This is a genomic window from Lutimaribacter marinistellae (assembly GCF_042648365.1).
In the GTDB taxonomy this organism is placed as follows: Bacteria; Pseudomonadota; Alphaproteobacteria; order Rhodobacterales; family Rhodobacteraceae; genus Lutimaribacter_A; species Lutimaribacter_A marinistellae.
In genome coordinates this window covers 59,895-75,779 of the sequence record NZ_JBHRXI010000006.1, presented here as the reverse complement: position 1 = coordinate 75,779, position 15,885 = coordinate 59,895, and the positions used below count along the sequence as shown (strand labels likewise).

19 protein-coding genes are annotated in these 15,885 nt (G+C 63.4%); 12 read left to right on the top strand and 7 right to left on the bottom strand.

Annotated features, from left to right (window positions below; all coding sequences use genetic code 11):
* Positions 1 to 32: 32 nt before the first annotated feature.
* On the bottom strand, positions 33 to 1,094 hold the full coding sequence (locus ACFORG_RS07645; protein ID WP_386734818.1) for an extracellular solute-binding protein: 1,062 nt from the start codon (positions 1,092 to 1,094) through the stop codon (positions 33 to 35).
* Positions 1,095 to 1,320: 226 nt separating this feature from the next.
* Entirely contained in the window at positions 1,321 to 2,199 is an 879-nt protein-coding gene (locus tag ACFORG_RS07640; RefSeq protein WP_386734817.1) for a LysR family transcriptional regulator, read from the bottom strand.
* Positions 2,200 to 2,310: 111 nt separating this feature from the next.
* Here ACFORG_RS07640 and ACFORG_RS07635 point away from each other — a divergent pair, with 111 nt between their 5' ends.
* The 7 genes from ACFORG_RS07635 (at position 2,311) to ACFORG_RS07605 (ending at position 8,959) form a co-directional block, all read left to right on the top strand.
* Entirely contained in the window at positions 2,311 to 2,919 is a 609-nt protein-coding gene (locus ACFORG_RS07635; protein WP_386734816.1) for an HAD family hydrolase, read from the top strand.
* 1 nt (position 2,920) lies between these two features.
* The gene (locus ACFORG_RS07630; RefSeq protein WP_386734815.1) at positions 2,921 to 3,724 is read left to right on the top strand and encodes a phosphodiesterase; all 804 of its coding nucleotides are present in this window, start codon (positions 2,921 to 2,923) and stop codon (positions 3,722 to 3,724) included.
* Between the two features lie 78 nt (positions 3,725 to 3,802).
* A complete protein-coding gene (locus ACFORG_RS07625) occupies positions 3,803 to 4,963 on the top strand; it encodes an extracellular solute-binding protein (RefSeq protein WP_386734814.1) in 1,161 nt (386 codons plus the stop codon).
* A gap of 69 nt (positions 4,964 to 5,032) precedes the next feature.
* The gene (locus tag ACFORG_RS07620; protein ID WP_386734813.1) at positions 5,033 to 6,115 is read left to right on the top strand and encodes an ABC transporter ATP-binding protein; all 1,083 of its coding nucleotides are present in this window, start codon (positions 5,033 to 5,035) and stop codon (positions 6,113 to 6,115) included.
* 9 nt (positions 6,116 to 6,124) lie between these two features.
* Positions 6,125 to 7,297 carry an ABC transporter permease gene (locus ACFORG_RS07615; protein ID WP_386734812.1) on the top strand — a complete coding sequence of 391 codons (1,173 nt, stop codon included), beginning with the start codon at positions 6,125 to 6,127 and terminating at the stop codon, positions 7,295 to 7,297.
* A gap of 9 nt (positions 7,298 to 7,306) precedes the next feature.
* Positions 7,307 to 8,224 carry an ABC transporter permease gene (locus ACFORG_RS07610; protein WP_386734811.1) on the top strand — a complete coding sequence of 306 codons (918 nt, stop codon included), beginning with the start codon at positions 7,307 to 7,309 and terminating at the stop codon, positions 8,222 to 8,224.
* A 36-nt stretch (positions 8,225 to 8,260) separates the two neighbouring features.
* On the top strand, positions 8,261 to 8,959 hold the full coding sequence (locus ACFORG_RS07605) for a hypothetical protein (protein ID WP_386734810.1): 699 nt from the start codon (positions 8,261 to 8,263) through the stop codon (positions 8,957 to 8,959).
* On the opposite strand, the gene ACFORG_RS07600 is transcribed toward ACFORG_RS07605, so the two are convergent.
* Positions 8,949 to 9,548, bottom strand: coding sequence for a tetratricopeptide repeat protein (locus tag ACFORG_RS07600; protein WP_386734809.1), 600 nt, complete (start codon positions 9,546 to 9,548; stop codon positions 8,949 to 8,951). The genes ACFORG_RS07605 and ACFORG_RS07600 overlap by 11 nt on opposite strands.
* A 229-nt stretch (positions 9,549 to 9,777) precedes the next feature.
* Between ACFORG_RS07600 and ACFORG_RS07595 the strand changes: the two genes are divergently transcribed.
* The 3 genes from ACFORG_RS07595 (at position 9,778) to ACFORG_RS07585 (ending at position 11,862) form a co-directional block, all read left to right on the top strand.
* Complete coding sequence (locus ACFORG_RS07595) at positions 9,778 to 10,626, top strand: alpha/beta fold hydrolase (protein WP_386734808.1); 849 nt, start codon at positions 9,778 to 9,780, stop codon at positions 10,624 to 10,626.
* Between the two features lie 3 nt (positions 10,627 to 10,629).
* Complete coding sequence (locus tag ACFORG_RS07590) at positions 10,630 to 10,896, top strand: hypothetical protein (protein ID WP_386734807.1); 267 nt, start codon at positions 10,630 to 10,632, stop codon at positions 10,894 to 10,896.
* Between the two features lie 78 nt (positions 10,897 to 10,974).
* Positions 10,975 to 11,862, top strand: a complete 888-nt coding sequence (locus ACFORG_RS07585) for a LysR family transcriptional regulator (protein ID WP_386734806.1) — start codon at positions 10,975 to 10,977, stop codon at positions 11,860 to 11,862.
* Between the two features lie 46 nt (positions 11,863 to 11,908).
* Here ACFORG_RS07585 and ACFORG_RS07580 read toward each other — a convergent pair whose 3' ends face one another.
* From ACFORG_RS07580 to ACFORG_RS07570, 3 genes are read right to left on the bottom strand one after another with little or no spacing between them, the layout of a single operon-like run.
* Positions 11,909 to 12,826, bottom strand: coding sequence for a haloalkane dehalogenase (locus ACFORG_RS07580; protein WP_386734805.1), 918 nt, complete (start codon positions 12,824 to 12,826; stop codon positions 11,909 to 11,911).
* A gap of 52 nt (positions 12,827 to 12,878) precedes the next feature.
* Positions 12,879 to 13,223, bottom strand: coding sequence for a DMT family transporter (locus ACFORG_RS07575; protein WP_386734804.1), 345 nt, complete (start codon positions 13,221 to 13,223; stop codon positions 12,879 to 12,881).
* A 15-nt stretch (positions 13,224 to 13,238) separates the two neighbouring features.
* A complete protein-coding gene (locus ACFORG_RS07570) occupies positions 13,239 to 14,174 on the bottom strand; it encodes an NAD(P)-dependent alcohol dehydrogenase (RefSeq protein ID WP_386734803.1) in 936 nt (311 codons plus the stop codon).
* Positions 14,175 to 14,287: 113 nt separating this feature from the next.
* Here ACFORG_RS07570 and ACFORG_RS07565 point away from each other — a divergent pair, with 113 nt between their 5' ends.
* Positions 14,288 to 14,860, top strand: coding sequence for a TetR/AcrR family transcriptional regulator (locus tag ACFORG_RS07565; protein WP_386734802.1), 573 nt, complete (start codon positions 14,288 to 14,290; stop codon positions 14,858 to 14,860).
* A 351-nt stretch (positions 14,861 to 15,211) separates the two neighbouring features.
* Positions 15,212 to 15,484 (top strand): hypothetical protein, encoded by a 273-nt coding sequence (locus tag ACFORG_RS07560; RefSeq protein WP_386734801.1) that lies wholly within the window; start codon positions 15,212 to 15,214, stop codon positions 15,482 to 15,484.
* Between the two features lie 21 nt (positions 15,485 to 15,505).
* Here ACFORG_RS07560 and ACFORG_RS07555 read toward each other — a convergent pair whose 3' ends face one another.
* The gene (locus tag ACFORG_RS07555; protein ID WP_386734800.1) at positions 15,506 to 15,877 is read right to left on the bottom strand and encodes a type II toxin-antitoxin system prevent-host-death family antitoxin; all 372 of its coding nucleotides are present in this window, start codon (positions 15,875 to 15,877) and stop codon (positions 15,506 to 15,508) included.
* Positions 15,878 to 15,885: the final 8 nt, after the last annotated feature.

Below are 15,885 nucleotides of genomic sequence, written 5' to 3'. Positions count from 1 at the left end.
GGCGGCACCCGGCACAGGTGCCGCCCGGTTGGTCAGTTTGCGGCCTGAACGCGGTCCAGAACTTCGCCCTCGATGGCTTCCAGACCGGCGGGAACCGGCGGATACCACTTGATGTTGTCGATGGCCTCCTGAGGGAAGCTCGCCTGGTACTTGGCCTTCAGGCTGTCCTCGGCGAATTCGTCCGCCCCGGCGGACGCGGTGAAGTTGCCGGCCGCCGCGGTGATCTTGGCCGCGATCTCGGGCTGCATGACAAAATTGATCCACTCATAGGCGACATCGTCCGCCTGACCCTTGGCCGGCAGCACGAACGTGTCGATCCAGCCCAGCGCACCCGATGCCGGGGCCACGAAGGTGATGTCGGCATTGTCGGTGTTCAGCTTCCAGCCGCCGGTATCCCACGCCATCGATGCAGTCACTTCGCCCGAACGCACGAGGTTCATCAGCTCGTCGCCGCCACCCCAATAGGTTTTGACGTTGGGCTTGCACTCGATCAGCTTGGCCTCGACCTTTTCCATGATCTCCTTGTACTTCGCCTCGTCGCCATAGGCGGCGAACGGGTCCTCGCCCATCGCAAAGGCAAAGCCGATCAGCGTCGGGCGCTTGAGACGATAGGAGACCTTGCCCGAAACGGCAGGATCGCACAGGTCGGTGTAATCCTTCACCACCTCGCCCGCCTCGGCGGTGTTCATCACAAGGCCGGATGTACCCCAGACATGCGGCACACCATAGACGTCACCGTTGACGGTCGTGTTTTCCATCGTCGCCTTCAGCATCGACGGGATGAACAGGTCCTGGTTCAGCTTCGAGACGTCCATCGGTTTGTAGATGCCGAATTCCATCTGCGGGCCCATCACGCGGTCCTGCGAGGGCTGCGCAAGGTCGAAACCGCCGCCACCGGTGGCGCGCAGCTTGGCGATCATTTCTTCGTTGTTCGACTTCGTCACCTCGACAGTGTGTCCGGTCTGTTCCTCGAACATCGCCACGACGTCATCGGGTGCGTAGCCGCCCCAGGTCAACAGGCGCAGCGTGTCGGCCTGTGCAACGGACGCAAGGCCCGCCAGCACGGTGCTGGCCAGCAAAATGGTTCTGGTCATTGGGGTGTCCTCTCTGATGTCTTCTCTTATTTCCCGATCAGAATGCGCGCGTTGAACCAAATGGTCAAATTTTTGTTTCAACGCGAAACGCCCCCTTGTGAGCCGGAATTGCGAAACTGGCGTGACAGTCGGGCAAAATAGCCATCCCCAAGGGCGCCGCACGCGGGACATACCTCGTTCAGGCCGACAAAACCCGGCAGGCTCTCCCGCCAGGAACCCGCTCACCTCATGCGACATGAAACCTTCTCGAGGCGCACACATCCAGAAAGGCCCGGACCAGCGCATTGTCGTTGCTTCTGGCTGCAAACGCGTGCTCCTGCACCTTTCCCTTCAGCTCCTCCACTTCCAGCCGCAGCAGATCATCGGCCCGGAATGAGCTGTGTTCCCAGATGAATCCGATTCCCAGCTCGTTGGACACGGCCTCCAGCACCCCATCCCGGGAATCGCAGACGACCACCGGTCTCGGGCGCAGGCCCGCGGCATTCAGCGCCGTATCGACCCGGTGCTGGGTCGATGACCCCGAGGACCGAAAGATCAGTGGCTGATCTTTCAGATCGGAAATCGCGATCCGGCCCATGTCGTTGTAGGGATGGGAATGCGGGACCACGGCAACGACGCGCTGCTCGAAACAGACCACGGTTTTCAGGGCTTTGCTTTCGCGCACGCCGGGCAGGATCCCGACATCGATCTGGTCGGCCTTGAACAGGTCCATGATACGGTCCCAGTTGCCGTTTTCCACGTTGATCGTGACCGAGGGCATGTCCCTGCTGAACTTGCGGATGATCGCCATGCCCGGATAGGCGTTGCCGATTCCGACGCGCAGGGTGCCGGACTCCTTAAGGCGCGAAGCTTGAAGGACCTTCTCGGCCCTTGCTTCCGCTTCCCGCAGCTCAAAGGCAACAGGGTAAAGCTGGTCCGCCGCAGGGGTAGGGATCAGGCGACGCCCCGATTTCACGAAGAGCGTAACGCCGTATTCCTCTTCCAGCGCGCGGATCAGCTGGGTGATCGACGGCACGGAGTTTCCAATGGCATGGGCCGCTCCGCTAAAGGTCTCCGCCTCGTAGACATGGATGAACGCGCGCAGGCGTGTTGTAGAGATCGGCATCGAACCATCCTCTCCAATGTTTAGGATGCTCTTTAAGGGTTTCCTAAAGTTGTCGCAAATGGGTCATCACGAATCGTTAGGTCTCCGCCCGAATAAAGACCGGAGGCCACCTTGTACTGCTTTGATTTTGATGGGGTTATCGCTGATTCCCGCGCGGTCTGCCTTGCGGCATGCGAGCACGCCTGCCAGGTGCGGGGCGGTGCCCTTGGCGACGCTGACCCCTTTGCCACGCTGGATCCGCTGACCTTCGAAGCCATCGCAACGCAACGCGGGCTGGACCCTGCGGTCTTTGCCCGCGACGTGTCCGATTACGTGGCCAGCCAGCCGCAAGTATCGACCCTGATACCCGGTATGGGCGATGCCCTGCACGCGCTGGCCGAAACGGCGCCGCTGGCCATCATCAGCGCCACCCATGGCAAGGTCCTGCGGCGCTTTCTCGACGCCCACGATCTGGCCGCCTGTTTCGACCATGTCATCGGCGGCGATGCCGGGCTGTCCAAGGCCGAGGTGCTGAAACGGCTCGCCGACCATGCTGAAACCCGTCCCACCGTGATGGTGGGCGACGCGATCAGCGACATTCGCGCGGCTCACGCGGCGGACTTGCCCTGTATCGCCGTCACCTGGGGCTGGCAGCCGCGACACATGCTGACCGGTGCGGACCGGATCGTTTCCGCTCCCGCCGATCTGCTCTCGACCATCTCCGAGCTTGGGGCAGCCTGACATGAAATTCATTCACCTCACGGATATTCACGTGACCGAACCCGGCGCGTCCCTGTTCGGCCAGTCGCCGAACCTGACGCTGGATCGATGCATCGATGATCTCAACCGCAATCATGCCGACGCGGATCTGTGCCTGATCACCGGCGACCTGACGCATAACGGGACCGTCCCGGAATACGCGGCCGCGCGCGACATCCTCGACCGGCTGAAGCTGCGCAAGCTGATGCTGATCGGCAACCACGATCAGCGCGGCCCCGCCCTCGATGGCCTGTCCGAGCTTTCGGCGGACGAACACGGCTTTGTCCAGCAGGCCGTCCCGACCGGGGCAGGCATCTTCGTCCTGATGGATACCAAGACCGATGACACCCATTCAGGGGCCTACTGCGCGGCTCGGCAGGACTGGCTGGCGCGCGTACTGCGAGACCATCGCGATCGGCCAGTGTGGCTGTTCATGCACCATCCCCCCTTCGAAACCGGGATGCCTGCGATGGACCGGATCGGGATGAACCGCAACGATGCTGCGGCGATCGCCCGTCTTGCCGTCGGTCATGGCAATGTCCGGCACATGTTCTTCGGCCATTTTCACCGCCCGATGAGCGGCACGTGGAACGGCATCCCGTTTTCCAGCCATCGCTCGATGATGCTGCAATGCGCGCTGGATTTCGAAACTGCCAACGAGGTTGGCGGGATCTTCGAAGAGCCGCAATACGCGGTCGTCACCGTCACTGGCGACATGACCTGCATCCATTACCACGATTTCGACAGCACCGCGATGCGCCAGTCGATGGGCGGGCCCGAGGAATGACGCCGTATCCCCGGTCTCGCGCCGCCTTTCCCTCTCACCTTTTCACCACTCTCCATAAAATCCCCCAAGGAGCAAGACATGCGTAAATCCGCACAATCCATCGCCAGGGCCTTTACCCGCCGCGATGCCCTGAAAACACTTGGCGCGGCCAGTGCCGCAATGGCCTCGCCCGCCATCGTCAGCAAGGCCTTCGCGGCCTCGGGCGAGGTCAACGTCTATTCCTGGGACGCCTACATCTCGGAAGACATGATGCAAACCTTCGAGGCCGCGTCGGGCATCAAGGTCAACCTGTCCACCTTCGGCACCAACAACGAAGTGCTCAACAAGCTCCGCGCCTCCAAGGGCGAAGGTTTCGATATCGTCCTGCCGTCGATCTCGTCGCTGCAATCGTGGTACGACGCCGGCGCCGAGGATGGCAACGAACTGCTGCAACCGATCGACGAAACCCGTCTCACCGCCGGTCAGATCAATCCGTCGATCTATGAAAAATCGCTCGACCTCGGCGCGTCGCAGCGTGGCGCACGCTATGGCGTTCCATTCAACTGGGGTACCGAAGGGCTGGCCTTCAACAGCGAAGAGCTGGACCTCACCTGGGAGACAGCCTCCTGGAACGACCAGTGGAAGGGCGAGTATGCCGGCAAGATGGCCATCCGTCCGCGGTCGGGCCTGACCTCCATCGCGCTGATGATCGACGGCACCGGCAAGATGCTCGACGATGCCTACCAGGACGAGGCGGTCGCCCACGAGGTTTTCTCCAAGGCGCTCGAATTCGGCATGGACCACAAGCCCAACATCAAGGTGTTCTGGAAGACCGCCGCCGACCTGACCGGCGCCTTCACCGCCGATGGGTGCGTGGTCGGCCAGTCCTGGGACGGCACCGCGATCAACATGTGGAAGGAAACCGACGGCAAGATCCGGTATGTCTCGCCGAAAGAGGGCGCGCTTACCTGGATGGACGGCCTGTGCATCCCTTCGGGTGCGGTCAATGTCGATCAGGCCTATGAGCTGATCAACTTCCTGACCTCGGCGCAGGGGGGCGGAATGCACGCCGTGCATTCGGGCTACAACTCCTCCGCGATCGGTGCCGAGGCAGCGCTCGATGCAGCGGCGCAGGAACGGTTCAAGATGATCTACGGCCCCAATGGCGAGGCCATCGCCAACCTGTGGTGGTGGAAACCCGAGGCCGGCTGGTTCTCGAAACTGCGCAGCGAATACATCACCCGCTGGGAAACCGCCTGACCCGTTGCCATGCCCTGCCACCGGGCGGGGCATGGCGCCTACCGCCACCGACACCTCGGGAACGCGTCGATGAAAAACATAGAACTGGACAATGTCACGCTGCGCTTCGGCGACTTCACGGCCGTGCGAAACGCCACTCTCGAAATCGAGGCTGGAGAGTTCTTCTCGTTCCTGGGCCCCTCGGGATGCGGCAAGACAACCATTCTGCGGATGATCTCGGGGTTCAACGACCCCACCGAAGGTGTGATCCGCATCGGTGGCCGCGATATGGCGGGGATCGGCCCGAATGACCGTCCGACATCGCTCATCTTTCAGAATCTCGCCCTGTTCCCGCTGATGAGCGTGTGGGAAAACATCGCCTATGGTCTTCGGGTGCGCGGCCTGTCGAAAAAGGACCAGCGCCGCCGCGCGGACGAGCTGCTGGACATGATCGCCCTGCCCGGACAGGGCGACAAGATGGTCAGCGAACTGTCGGGCGGACAGAAGCAGCGCGTCGCCATTGCCCGCGCGCTGGCCGTGGAACCCGCGGTGCTGCTGCTGGACGAGCCGCTTTCGGCACTGGACCTCAAGCTGCGACAGCACATGCGGGCCGAACTGCGCGCCATTCAGCAACGTACCGGCGTGACCTTCATCTACATCACCCACGACCAGGGCGAGGCGCTGACAATGTCCGACCGCGTCGCGGTGATGAGCCAGGGCGGGCTGGAGCAGGTGGCCACACCGGCCGAGATCTACGCCAATCCCGCAACCGCCTTCGTCGCCACATTCGTGGGCGAGAACAACCCCCTCGCGGGCCATGTCGTCGATGTCAGAAACGGCCACGCGGTTCTCGACACGTCGATGGGCACATTGCGCGCGCGCAACGACCGCAACCTGTCCATCGGCGACAAGGCGATGCTCTTCGTCCGCCCCGAACGGTGCCACGTGGCCCGGCCCGATGCCGCTCCGGAAAACCTCGTATCCACAAGGGTCGAGCGCCTGGACCTCGAAGGCAGCTATATCAACCTCTTCGCTCGCGGAACCTGCGGCAGCCGCTTCGTCGTGCACATGACGAACAACCAGGACATTTCGCACCTGCAACGAAACGCGGATGTGCAGATCGGGTTCTCGGCGGACGCAGCCATCGCCCTGCCTGCCACGCGAATGGCCTGAGGCGCGGATATGGAAGCCATCTCATCCTTTCGCAAACGCTATGGCGCGATCCTCACGGCCTATGTTTTCGTGGGCTGCGCCATCTGGCTGATCGGCATGATCGTCGCGCCGCAACTGCTGATGGTGCAGAAATCGCTGATGTATACCGACCCGGCCGCGGCGGCGGCCGTGTCGCAGATGAAATCCGCGACCGACCGGCTCTTCGTGGAAAAGGGCAGGGCGGAACGTGAACTGCGCCGGATCGAGGCCGATATCCAGACCGGCGGCAGCGCCGGGGCCGATCAGGGCAGCGGCGGCGTGTTCAGCCCCTTCGGCTCAACCGCCAAACGGAACACCGGCGCCACCGTCGCAGAACTGGAACAGCGCCGCGATGCGTTGACCCTCCGCCTGGGCCAGATCGCCGATGAGATCGCCGCCAATGACGCCGCGCTCGTTCAGGCCGAAAAGGCCGCAAAGCCGCGCGTGAGGCTGCAGAACTATTTCGAACTCTTCTCCAACGACGCCAACCGCCCGATCTTTTTCAAGACGATCTGGTCGTCGATCCTCGTGACCGCGATTGCGCTGGTCGTCTGCTACCCGGTGGCCTTCTACCTCGCGGTCAGCGCCAGCAAGGACACCACCGCGCTTTTGATGCTGGGCCTGATCGTGCCCTATTGGGTGAACGAGATCCTGCGCACCTTCTCTTGGCTGATGTTGCTCTCGACCAACGGGGTCATCAACCAGGCGCTGATCTGGTCCGGGCTGACGGATACGCCGATCGACTGGCGGGGCGGCAATTCCGCGGTGCTGATCGGGATGGTCTACGCCTACATCCTGTTCATGGTCTTCCCGATCTACAACACGGTCGAGACGCTTGACAGAAACCAGATCGAAGCCGCCCGCGACCTCGGCGCGCCCCGCTGGTTCATCCATTGGAGCGTGGTGATCCCCCATGCCAAACCCGGCATCGCGGTCGGCTGCATCATGACCTTCATGCTGGCCGCAGGATCCTACGCCGTGCCGGTCATGCTGGGCTCGACCACGTCGAAATGGTTCACCGAAATCATCTACGACCAGTTCTACGAAGGCGGCAACTGGGGCCTGGGATCAGCCTATGCATTCGTGCTGCTGATCACCTGCATCCTGTTCATCATGACGATGATGCGGCTGTTCCGCGTCAACCTTCAGGACATCGCGAGGTAACGGGCAATGATGAGCGACACGACACATATCCAGCCGCGCTTTGCCCTCGGGGCATGGGTCATGGACAGGCTGCCCGGCCTCTACATGGCGCTGTTCTTCGTCTACATGTTCATGCCGCTGGCCTTCATGATGATCGCGGCCTTCAACACCACGGCCGTGCCACCCACCGCCCTGCCGTTCGAAGGATTCACGCTGAAATGGTTCGGCGCGCTCTTTTCCAATGCGCCGCTGCTGGCCGCCGTCGCCAATTCGCTGATCATCGGCCTCGGCGTGGTGGTTCTGTCGCTGACCCTTGGCCTGTCCGGGGCGCTGTTGATCACCCGTTTGCACGCGCGGGCGAAATCGGTGCTCTATGCGTTTCTGGTCTCGCCGCTGCTGACGCCGGGCATCATCCTCGGCATCTCGACCCTGGTCTTCTGGAACTCGGCGGGCATGCCGGGCGGGCTGTTCGTGGCCGGTCTCGCGCAAAGCACCTTCATCGCCTCCTATTGCATGCTGATGTTCATCGCGCGCCTGCAACGGTTCGACAACGCGCTGGAGGAGGCCGCGCTCGACCTTGGCGCAAGTCATCAGCAGGTGTTCCGGCACATTACGATGCCGTTCCTGAAACCCACGATCATCACGGCCGGTCTGATCGCGTTCCTGCAAAGCTTCGAGAACTTCAACACCACCGTCTTTGCCATCGGTACGGAAACGACCCTTACGATCAAGCTGGCTGCCCTTGCGCGCAGAACCCCCACGCCCGAGGTGAACGCACTGGCGGTGATCTTCATCGCGCTGACGGTGGTCATGGCCATCCTGTGGGAGGTCAAGCGCCGCGCCGATGCCGCGCGCGAAAAGGCCATCGCGGAACGCGCCAGCGACGCCGACAAGGATATGGTGAGCCTACAGATCGGCAGCGTTGTCGCCGCCGGCGAAGCGAAATAAGCCCCAAGGCACAGCCATACCGACAGGAGCCTGCCCGTGAACGTCACCTTTCGCTGCCCGCCCGAACTGGAACAGGTCCTGCCGCGCCCCGTACCGGCCAAGGTCGGCCTGCCGGACTGGCTGCGCCGGATGCCTGCAACCGCCCATGACGAGGTGCTGGGTGTCGAGCTGATGACGGTCAAGAAATGCGCGCCGTTTCTCGACGCGATGGGCTACGGCTTTCTCATGCCGCTGGCCTGCGATCTGCAGATCGACAAGGGGCGTCTCAGCTGGGATTGGGATCTGCCCGCCACCCCGGGCGAAACCTACAGCCGCTCGCCTGTTGCGCTGCATGCGGCGGCACAGGTGCGTGGTTCTCCCTTCGAAAAGGGCGCCGCCCCGATGCTCAAGTTCAATGCGTTCTGGACCATTGAACTCCCCGCTGGCTGGTCGCTCTTGTGCACCCACCCTGTGAACCGAACCGACCTGCCGTTTCGCAGCCTGACCGGGATGGTGGACAGCGACCGCTACACCGATAACTTCATCAATTTCGTCGCGGAATGGATCGACCCGAGCTTTTCAGGCATCCTGCCCAGGGGCACGCCGGTCGCGCAATGCATCCCGGTCCGGCGCGAAAGCTTCGACTACCGGTTCGAGGTGATGACGCAGGACGAAACGGACGCCTTTCGCGACACGCGCGACAGCATGGATGGAACGGCGGGCGTCTATCGCCGCGACATGCGGGTCAGAAAGTAGGCGCGTAACCCGTCAGCGATATGCTCCCCGCGCTGGCCGTCGATTTCGATTTCAACACCAGCGGGCGCGCATCGGGATCCAGCGCAAGCGCCCGGTCATAGACTGCCCGCGCCTCGTCATGGCGGCGTAGCTCCTGCAGGCAGTAGCCCAAACCGATCAGCGCCGCGACATCGTCTGCCTGTTCGGTCAGGTAGGCCCGATACAGCTCGGCCGCATCGGCAAAGTCGCAGCTTTCCCGCAGGCAATGGGCCAGCCCCAGCAGCGCAGGGGCGTTCGCCGGGTCGAGGTCTAGCACATTTTCGTAATGCGCAACCGCCTGCGGCAGAGTGCCTTCCCGTGCAATCGCAAGGATCGCGGTTATCAGGTTCCGGGTGATGACGGGGTCGCCCGCTTTCTGCTGATGCGCCCGGCTCAGGTACCCATAGGCGCGTTGCCCATCGCCCGTCGCAAGGCAACACACCCCCCGCAGCAACAACACCTCGGGACCGTTCTGTCGTTGGTCCGGCAAACCGTCCAAAGCGGTCAGCGCCTGCAAGGGCTCGTTCCGCTTCAGGCTGTCTATCGCTCTTTCGATGGGATCACCGCCCATAGCGTGGCCTCGGGGTCGTCCTGTTTGGCCCGTGATACAAGCAAATCGAAAGCTGTCCCAGTGTTTAACCGCTGTAAATCCCTGCGTCCCGGCCTGCGATCATTGGGCGATTTCCACGTCAACACGCTGGGTATGACAAATCTCGATCATGTTCTCCAAATCATTCATTATCCGCGTGACCCGATCTGCTGTATGCCCTTCTGAAACCACCTGTTCAGGAGCGTTCGAAATGACGCATCTCGTCACCGATCATGTCCTCGTCAACAACACCCGCATCGCCCACGGTGTGCACGGCGCGGGGTCTCCGGTCGTGCTGATCCACGGCACGCCTTCCTCCTCCTATATCTGGCGCAACATCCTGCCGGCGCTTGTCGCGGCCGGCCACAAGGTCCATACCTACGATCTCCTCGGTTATGGCCTGTCCGAGCGCCCATGGGATCCGCAGATCGACACCTCGGTCACCGGGCAGGTGCCCGTTCTCGAAGGGCTGCTGGATCACTGGGGGCTCAAGGACGCCCATATCATCTCGCACGACATCGGGGGCGCGGTCGCCCAGCGGTTCTCGATCTTCTCGCGGCCTCGCGTCCGGTCGCTGACCATGATCGACGTGGTCAGTTTCGACAGCTGGCCGTCGAAGCGCACGCACCAGCAGATGCAGGCGGGGCTAGAGGCGCTGATCAAGGCGCCCGACACCGAACATCGCGCGCATTTCCGCGACTGGCTGCTCTCGACCGTGCAGAACAAGGACCGCCTGTCCCAAACCTCGCTGGAAACCTTCCTCGATTTCATCTCGAACCCGGTCGGCCAGGCCAGCCTGTTCCAGCATCAGGTCAGGCATTACGACCCCAAACATACTGATGATCTGACCCCGCGGCTCGCGGAACTGGGCCAGATTCCGGTTCAACTCATCTGGGGCGCGGATGACGCGTGGCAGGTGGTCGACTGGGCCCACAGGCTGCACCGCGCGATCCCCGGATCGGAACTGAACGTGCTGGACGATTGCGGCCATTTCGCGATGGAGGACCAGCCCGAGAAGATCTCGGCGCTGCTGGTCGATTTTCTCGGCAGGAAAGGGTGACCCATGACCGATATGACCAAAGCAGCATCCGTTGTCAGCGACAGGCGGCGTCTCACCACCCTGTTCGAGATCACGGGCTCGGTTCTGGCCATGGCCTACGCGCTTCTGATCGCATCGAATATCGGGGCCGAGATTGCGGGCTTCGCGCTGCTGCTGATCTCGTCGGCCCTCTTTGCCGCCTGGGCGGTGATCGACGGGCGCTGGACCTTCCTCTTGCTGCAGGGGTTCTACGCCTCGTCGGCGGTAATCGGGCTGATCCGGTGGGCCTGACGCCGCGATTGCCGCAGCGGGCACCATCGGTTAACATGACACCTGTGGTCCAGACTCCAAAGGCAATCGAAATCCGTCATGTCAGACAAACTGGTTCAACGCCTTGATATCGACGCGCTCCGCGCCCTCGGCGCGATCGAGGAGCAGGGCGGCGTGACCCGCGCCGCAGCGCATCTCGGCCTGTCGCAATCGGCCGTCAGCCACAAGATCCGCAGGCTCGAGGTCAACCTCGACTGCGCGCTGCTGACCCGGCGGCCGGGCGGTCCGCTGTTCACCGATGCCGGTCGCGATCTGCTCGGCTATGCGCGGCGCATCCTCGACATGCATGACGAGGCGCTGCGCGCACTGTCGCGGACACCGGTGCAGGGCAAGATCAGCCTCGGCCTGACCGAGGATACGACCTGCAGCGATCTCAGCCGCATCCTCGGCCGGTTTGCACGCCTGCATCCCGGCGTCACCGTGCGGACCCGCGTGCTGCAAAGCCTCGTGTTGCAGGACCGTCTGGCGGCCGGAGAGCTTGACCTTGCCATAATGCAGATCTTTGACCACGAGGTCCGGCCGCATGACATCACCCTGTTCCAGGAGCGCTTGTTCTGGGTGAAATCGCCGGACATGCCCCTGGCCGCAGGCGGGCCGGTTCCGTTTCTGTCCTTCGACGACAATTGCTTCTACCGCCGTTGGGCGATGGATGTCGCGCAAGAGGATGGCACCACCTTTGCCACCGTGCTGGACTGCGCCAGCGCCGCCGGGATCGTCTCGGGCGTGCGCAGTGGCCTTGGCGTTGCGGTCCTGAACGAACGGCACGTAACGCCCGACATGGAGGTCGTCGAGGGCCGCTTTGCCGAGCCGCCCGGCGTGACCTATGTCGCGCGCCGCGCCCGCAAGATGCGCAACCCGGCAATCGACACGCTGATCGACGAGATCAAGCGCGAAGTCGCCGGAGAGCGCAGCCTGCGGATCGCCTGAGACCTGCCAGCCAGCGCAGACCGGCAAGCGCAATGCCGCGCGCTGCTCAGGTCCTTGCCGTTCCGGTTGCAAGCCCAAAGGCTTCCAGCGCCCGTTCGGCCACTGCCACGCCTTGCTCCTGCACGAAATGCCCCGCCTGTTCGATCTCCATAGGGTCAGGGCAGCCGCGGATCACGGTCTGCATGTGGCGCATCACCTGCGGACCAAGCATCTCGTCCTGCATACCGATCGCCATGTAACTTTCGCCGGTCCAGTCCTGCGACCAGAACTTGCCCGCCTTCTGCGAAATGGCGACGCCGGGCGTATCCATCGTGGTGGCGACCATCTCGGGAAAGCGGCGCACCCCGGCCTTGTAGCGTTGGTCCGGGAACGGCGCGGCATAGGCTTCGGCTTCGGCCGCGCTGATCTCGGGGGCGTATTTCTGCATGACCGCCGCAAGCGGGACATCCGGGTTCGCCGTGATCGTCTCTTTCCACTCGTCAAAGGCGGGGCTGTTGGCCGGGCCGGCCATGAGCGCGGTATTCATGATCAGCAACCGCTTGAACCGCTCCGGCATCTCCATCGGCAGGGTCAGGCCCAGCAGCCCGCCCCAGTCCTGGCACACCAGCGTGATGTTCTTCAGGTCCAGCCGCTCGATCAGGGCCAGCATGTAGTTGCGGTGAAAGTCGAAGTGATATGTCGCATCGTCAACCGGCTTGTCCGACCGGCCAAAGCCCAGCCAGTCGGGCGCGATCACCCGCACCCCGGCCTTGGCAAAGACCGGGATCATCTTGCGATACAGATAGCTCCAGGTCGGTTCGCCATGCAGGCAGAGGAACACCTCCTCCGCATCGCGCGGGCCTTCGTCCAGGTAGTGCCCGCGCAGCCCTTCATAGCCGGGCAGGTCTTCGATGTAATGCGGGGCGAAATCGTAATCCGGCAGGGTCTCGAACCTTGCGTCGGGCGTGCGGAGGGCTTCGATCATGGTAAATCCTATATCTGGAGAGGGAAGAGGAGGCGGCCCGGCCTTCGCGGCCTCAATGCGTGGCCGATTTCGACAAGGTGTTCAGGACCACCACGCCGGCCACGATCAGGCCGATGCCGCCGATGCCGGCAAGGTCCAGCTTTTGCCCGAACAAAACGAACCCGATCAGCGCGACCAGCACGATGCCCAGCCCAGCCCACATCGCATAGGCGATACCAAGCGGAATGGACTTGAGCGCAAGCGTCAGGCAAAAGAACGACAGCCCGTAGAACCCGACCACCAGCACGGTGGGCAGCAGCCGCGTGAACTGTTCCGAATTCTGAAGAAAGGCGGTCCCCGTCACCTCGAACACGATGGCGAGGGCCAGGGCGACATAGGGGTTGGTGAAAAACAGCATCGGGTCATCCTCTGGTCAGTGCATACGCAATACGGTCCGCCCGATCCGTCCGGGCGTTTTCAGGGTTTCGAACGCGGCACGATAGTCGTCGAGCGGGAACTCCAGCACCGGGCCGGTCTCCAGCGCACCGGTGACGACCTGGCCCGCAAGCTCCGTCAGCAGGGCCGTGTCGCCGCGATCGACGTAAAGCTTGCCGGTCTTCTGCCGACGAAACGGATTCGCCGCGATGGACAGGGCGGTCTTGACCGGATCGGCCGGCACGAACACGCCGCGCGGCGCCAGCAGCGGGCGGATATCGCGAAAGCCGTAGCGGGCCGACAGATCCAGCACGACGTCGAACACGCCCTCGATCTCAGACAGCGGCGTTTGCCGGTAGTCGACGACCCGCTCCGACCCGAGCGCTTTCATGATGTCTTGCCCTGCAGGCCCGGCCAGGCCGGTGACGCGGGCGCCGATGTTCCGGGCGATCTGGATCGCGATGACGCCCAGCCCGCCGCTGCCGCCGACGATCAGCACTTTCTGCCCCGGCCTCACCCGTGCCACGTCGCGCAGCGCCACCAGGCTCGTCTGCGCCGCAAGAGGAAATCCCGCAGCCTCGGCAAAGCCCATGCCATCGGGGATCTTGGCGATGTACCCCTCGGGCACGCTGATCACCTGCTGATGGGTCTTCGGCCCCTTGAGGAGATGCGTGTACCCGAAAACGCGCGTGCCCGTCGGGAAACGGGCGCTGCCATCCAACACCACGCCCGAGAATTCCAGCCCGGTGCGCGCTGGCTCCTTTACGCCGTAAAGCCGGAAATACAGGTCGAATCCGCCCTTCACGATATCAAGGTCGGTCGGGTTCACCGAGGCATGGTGCACGCGCACGGTCACCTCTTCGGCACCGCGGGCCGGCTCCGTCTGGCCATCGACAAGCGACAGCGCACGGTTGATGGTGTGAAGGGCTTTCAATCTGGTGCTCCTTGGGTCGATTGACCTAATTCCAGCATCAGTTAGGTCATTTGACCTTATGCGTCAAGGGGCCTATGTGAAGTCCCGGAACGAAACGACCAGAAGGGGGGCGCATGCCCGCGCAAGACCGCAAGACAGTGATCCTCGACGCCACCGAAGCGCTGCTGATGGAAATCGGCAACGCCGAACTGACGATGCGCAAGGTGGCCGCGCGTGCGGGGATAAGCCTCGGCAACCTGCAATACCATTTCCCAACCCGCGAACACCTGCTGCTCGCACTGCTGCTGCGCTTTCTCGAACCCTACGAGGCCAACCTCGACCGCCGGCACGCCACCGACGGGACAAGCGACCTGACCGGGGCGTTGCGTCGTCTCTTTCTCGAAGTTCTCACGCACCCGGATTTCGACAGGTATTCCATCATATTCAAAGAGATATGGGCCGCCGCCAATCACTCCGACGACATTCGCGCCGCGGTCGATGCCTATTACGTGCGCCTGGCCGATTTCTACCGGTCTGCGGTCATCGAGGCCGGCGGGACACGGTCGCAGGCCGACCGCGCGGTGCTGGTCCTTCTGCCGCTACTCGAAGGGTCCTGCATCACCCGCAAAGCGCTCGACACACCCGCCGAAATACTCGCAACTGCCTGGGCCGATACTTTCACCCTGATCCTCGGTCCAGAAGGGTAGCAGGTAGACGCACCCAAAAGACTGGGGACAGACTTGCACAAGGTCTAACCACGCTGCGGGACGCCTGCCGCGCGGCGGGTCAACGCGGCCGGTGAACCGGTTCTGTCGATCAAAGAGGGCGAATTCGCCTGCATAGGCAGGCCGGAACCGCAGGTCAGGACCAGCCCGATCCGGAAAGCCACATCAGCCCGGTAAATGGCGACCCGACCCGCACCGGAATGGACCCCACGACGGGGTGAAACCCCACCCTACTACCCTTGTAGGGTCGGCTTCCAACCCACCGCCCACAAGGATGGACCCGGCCCCGACCCCGCGCTATCGTTGAAGAAAACAGATAAGGGCAGCGCGGGCATGGAACTTCTTACCTTCATCGTATGGGCCTTGGCGGGGTTCGCCGCGTGGTTCCTCGTGATGCTCGGCATCGCCTGGTGCCGGGTGACGCTGCGCCGGATACCCCGCTGCGGTACGCCCGCCATCCGGCGGGCGATAGCGCGGGGCGATCCGATACTCGGTATCAGCGAAAGCGAGCATTTCGGCGACGATGAGCGCGTACAAATCAGCGGCCCCGCGCCCGAAATCCGCACCATCCCAATCCGCACCGTCATGTCCGCGCCGAAACCGTAGGGTTGGCTTCTAACCCGCCCCTCACCACGGCCACCACCGCCGCCGCTCCGCCGCAGGCTCTCCGCCTTCGACCGGCTCCAGCCCGCCTGCCTGCAGGATCCGGCGTTCCTCGGCGCGGGTCATCTGGATTTTCTGGACCTGGATCGCCGCCTCGCGCGCGGTCACGTATCTCCCGTCTGGCCCCGGCTCCATCCCCGGCACGGGGCTTCGCTTGCGCCACCATCCGCGCAGCCCGCTCAGGGGGTGTTTCCACCCGACCTCGCCATCGTCCGACAGGTCCCAGATCCGTTGCGCCTCGGCCATCGAGACGAGGGCGGCGACGGGCGCGCCGTGGCGGGTGAGCAGGATCACCTCGCGCGGGTCCTGGGCGCGGGTGACGAGTTGGCCCAGCATCTGGCGGG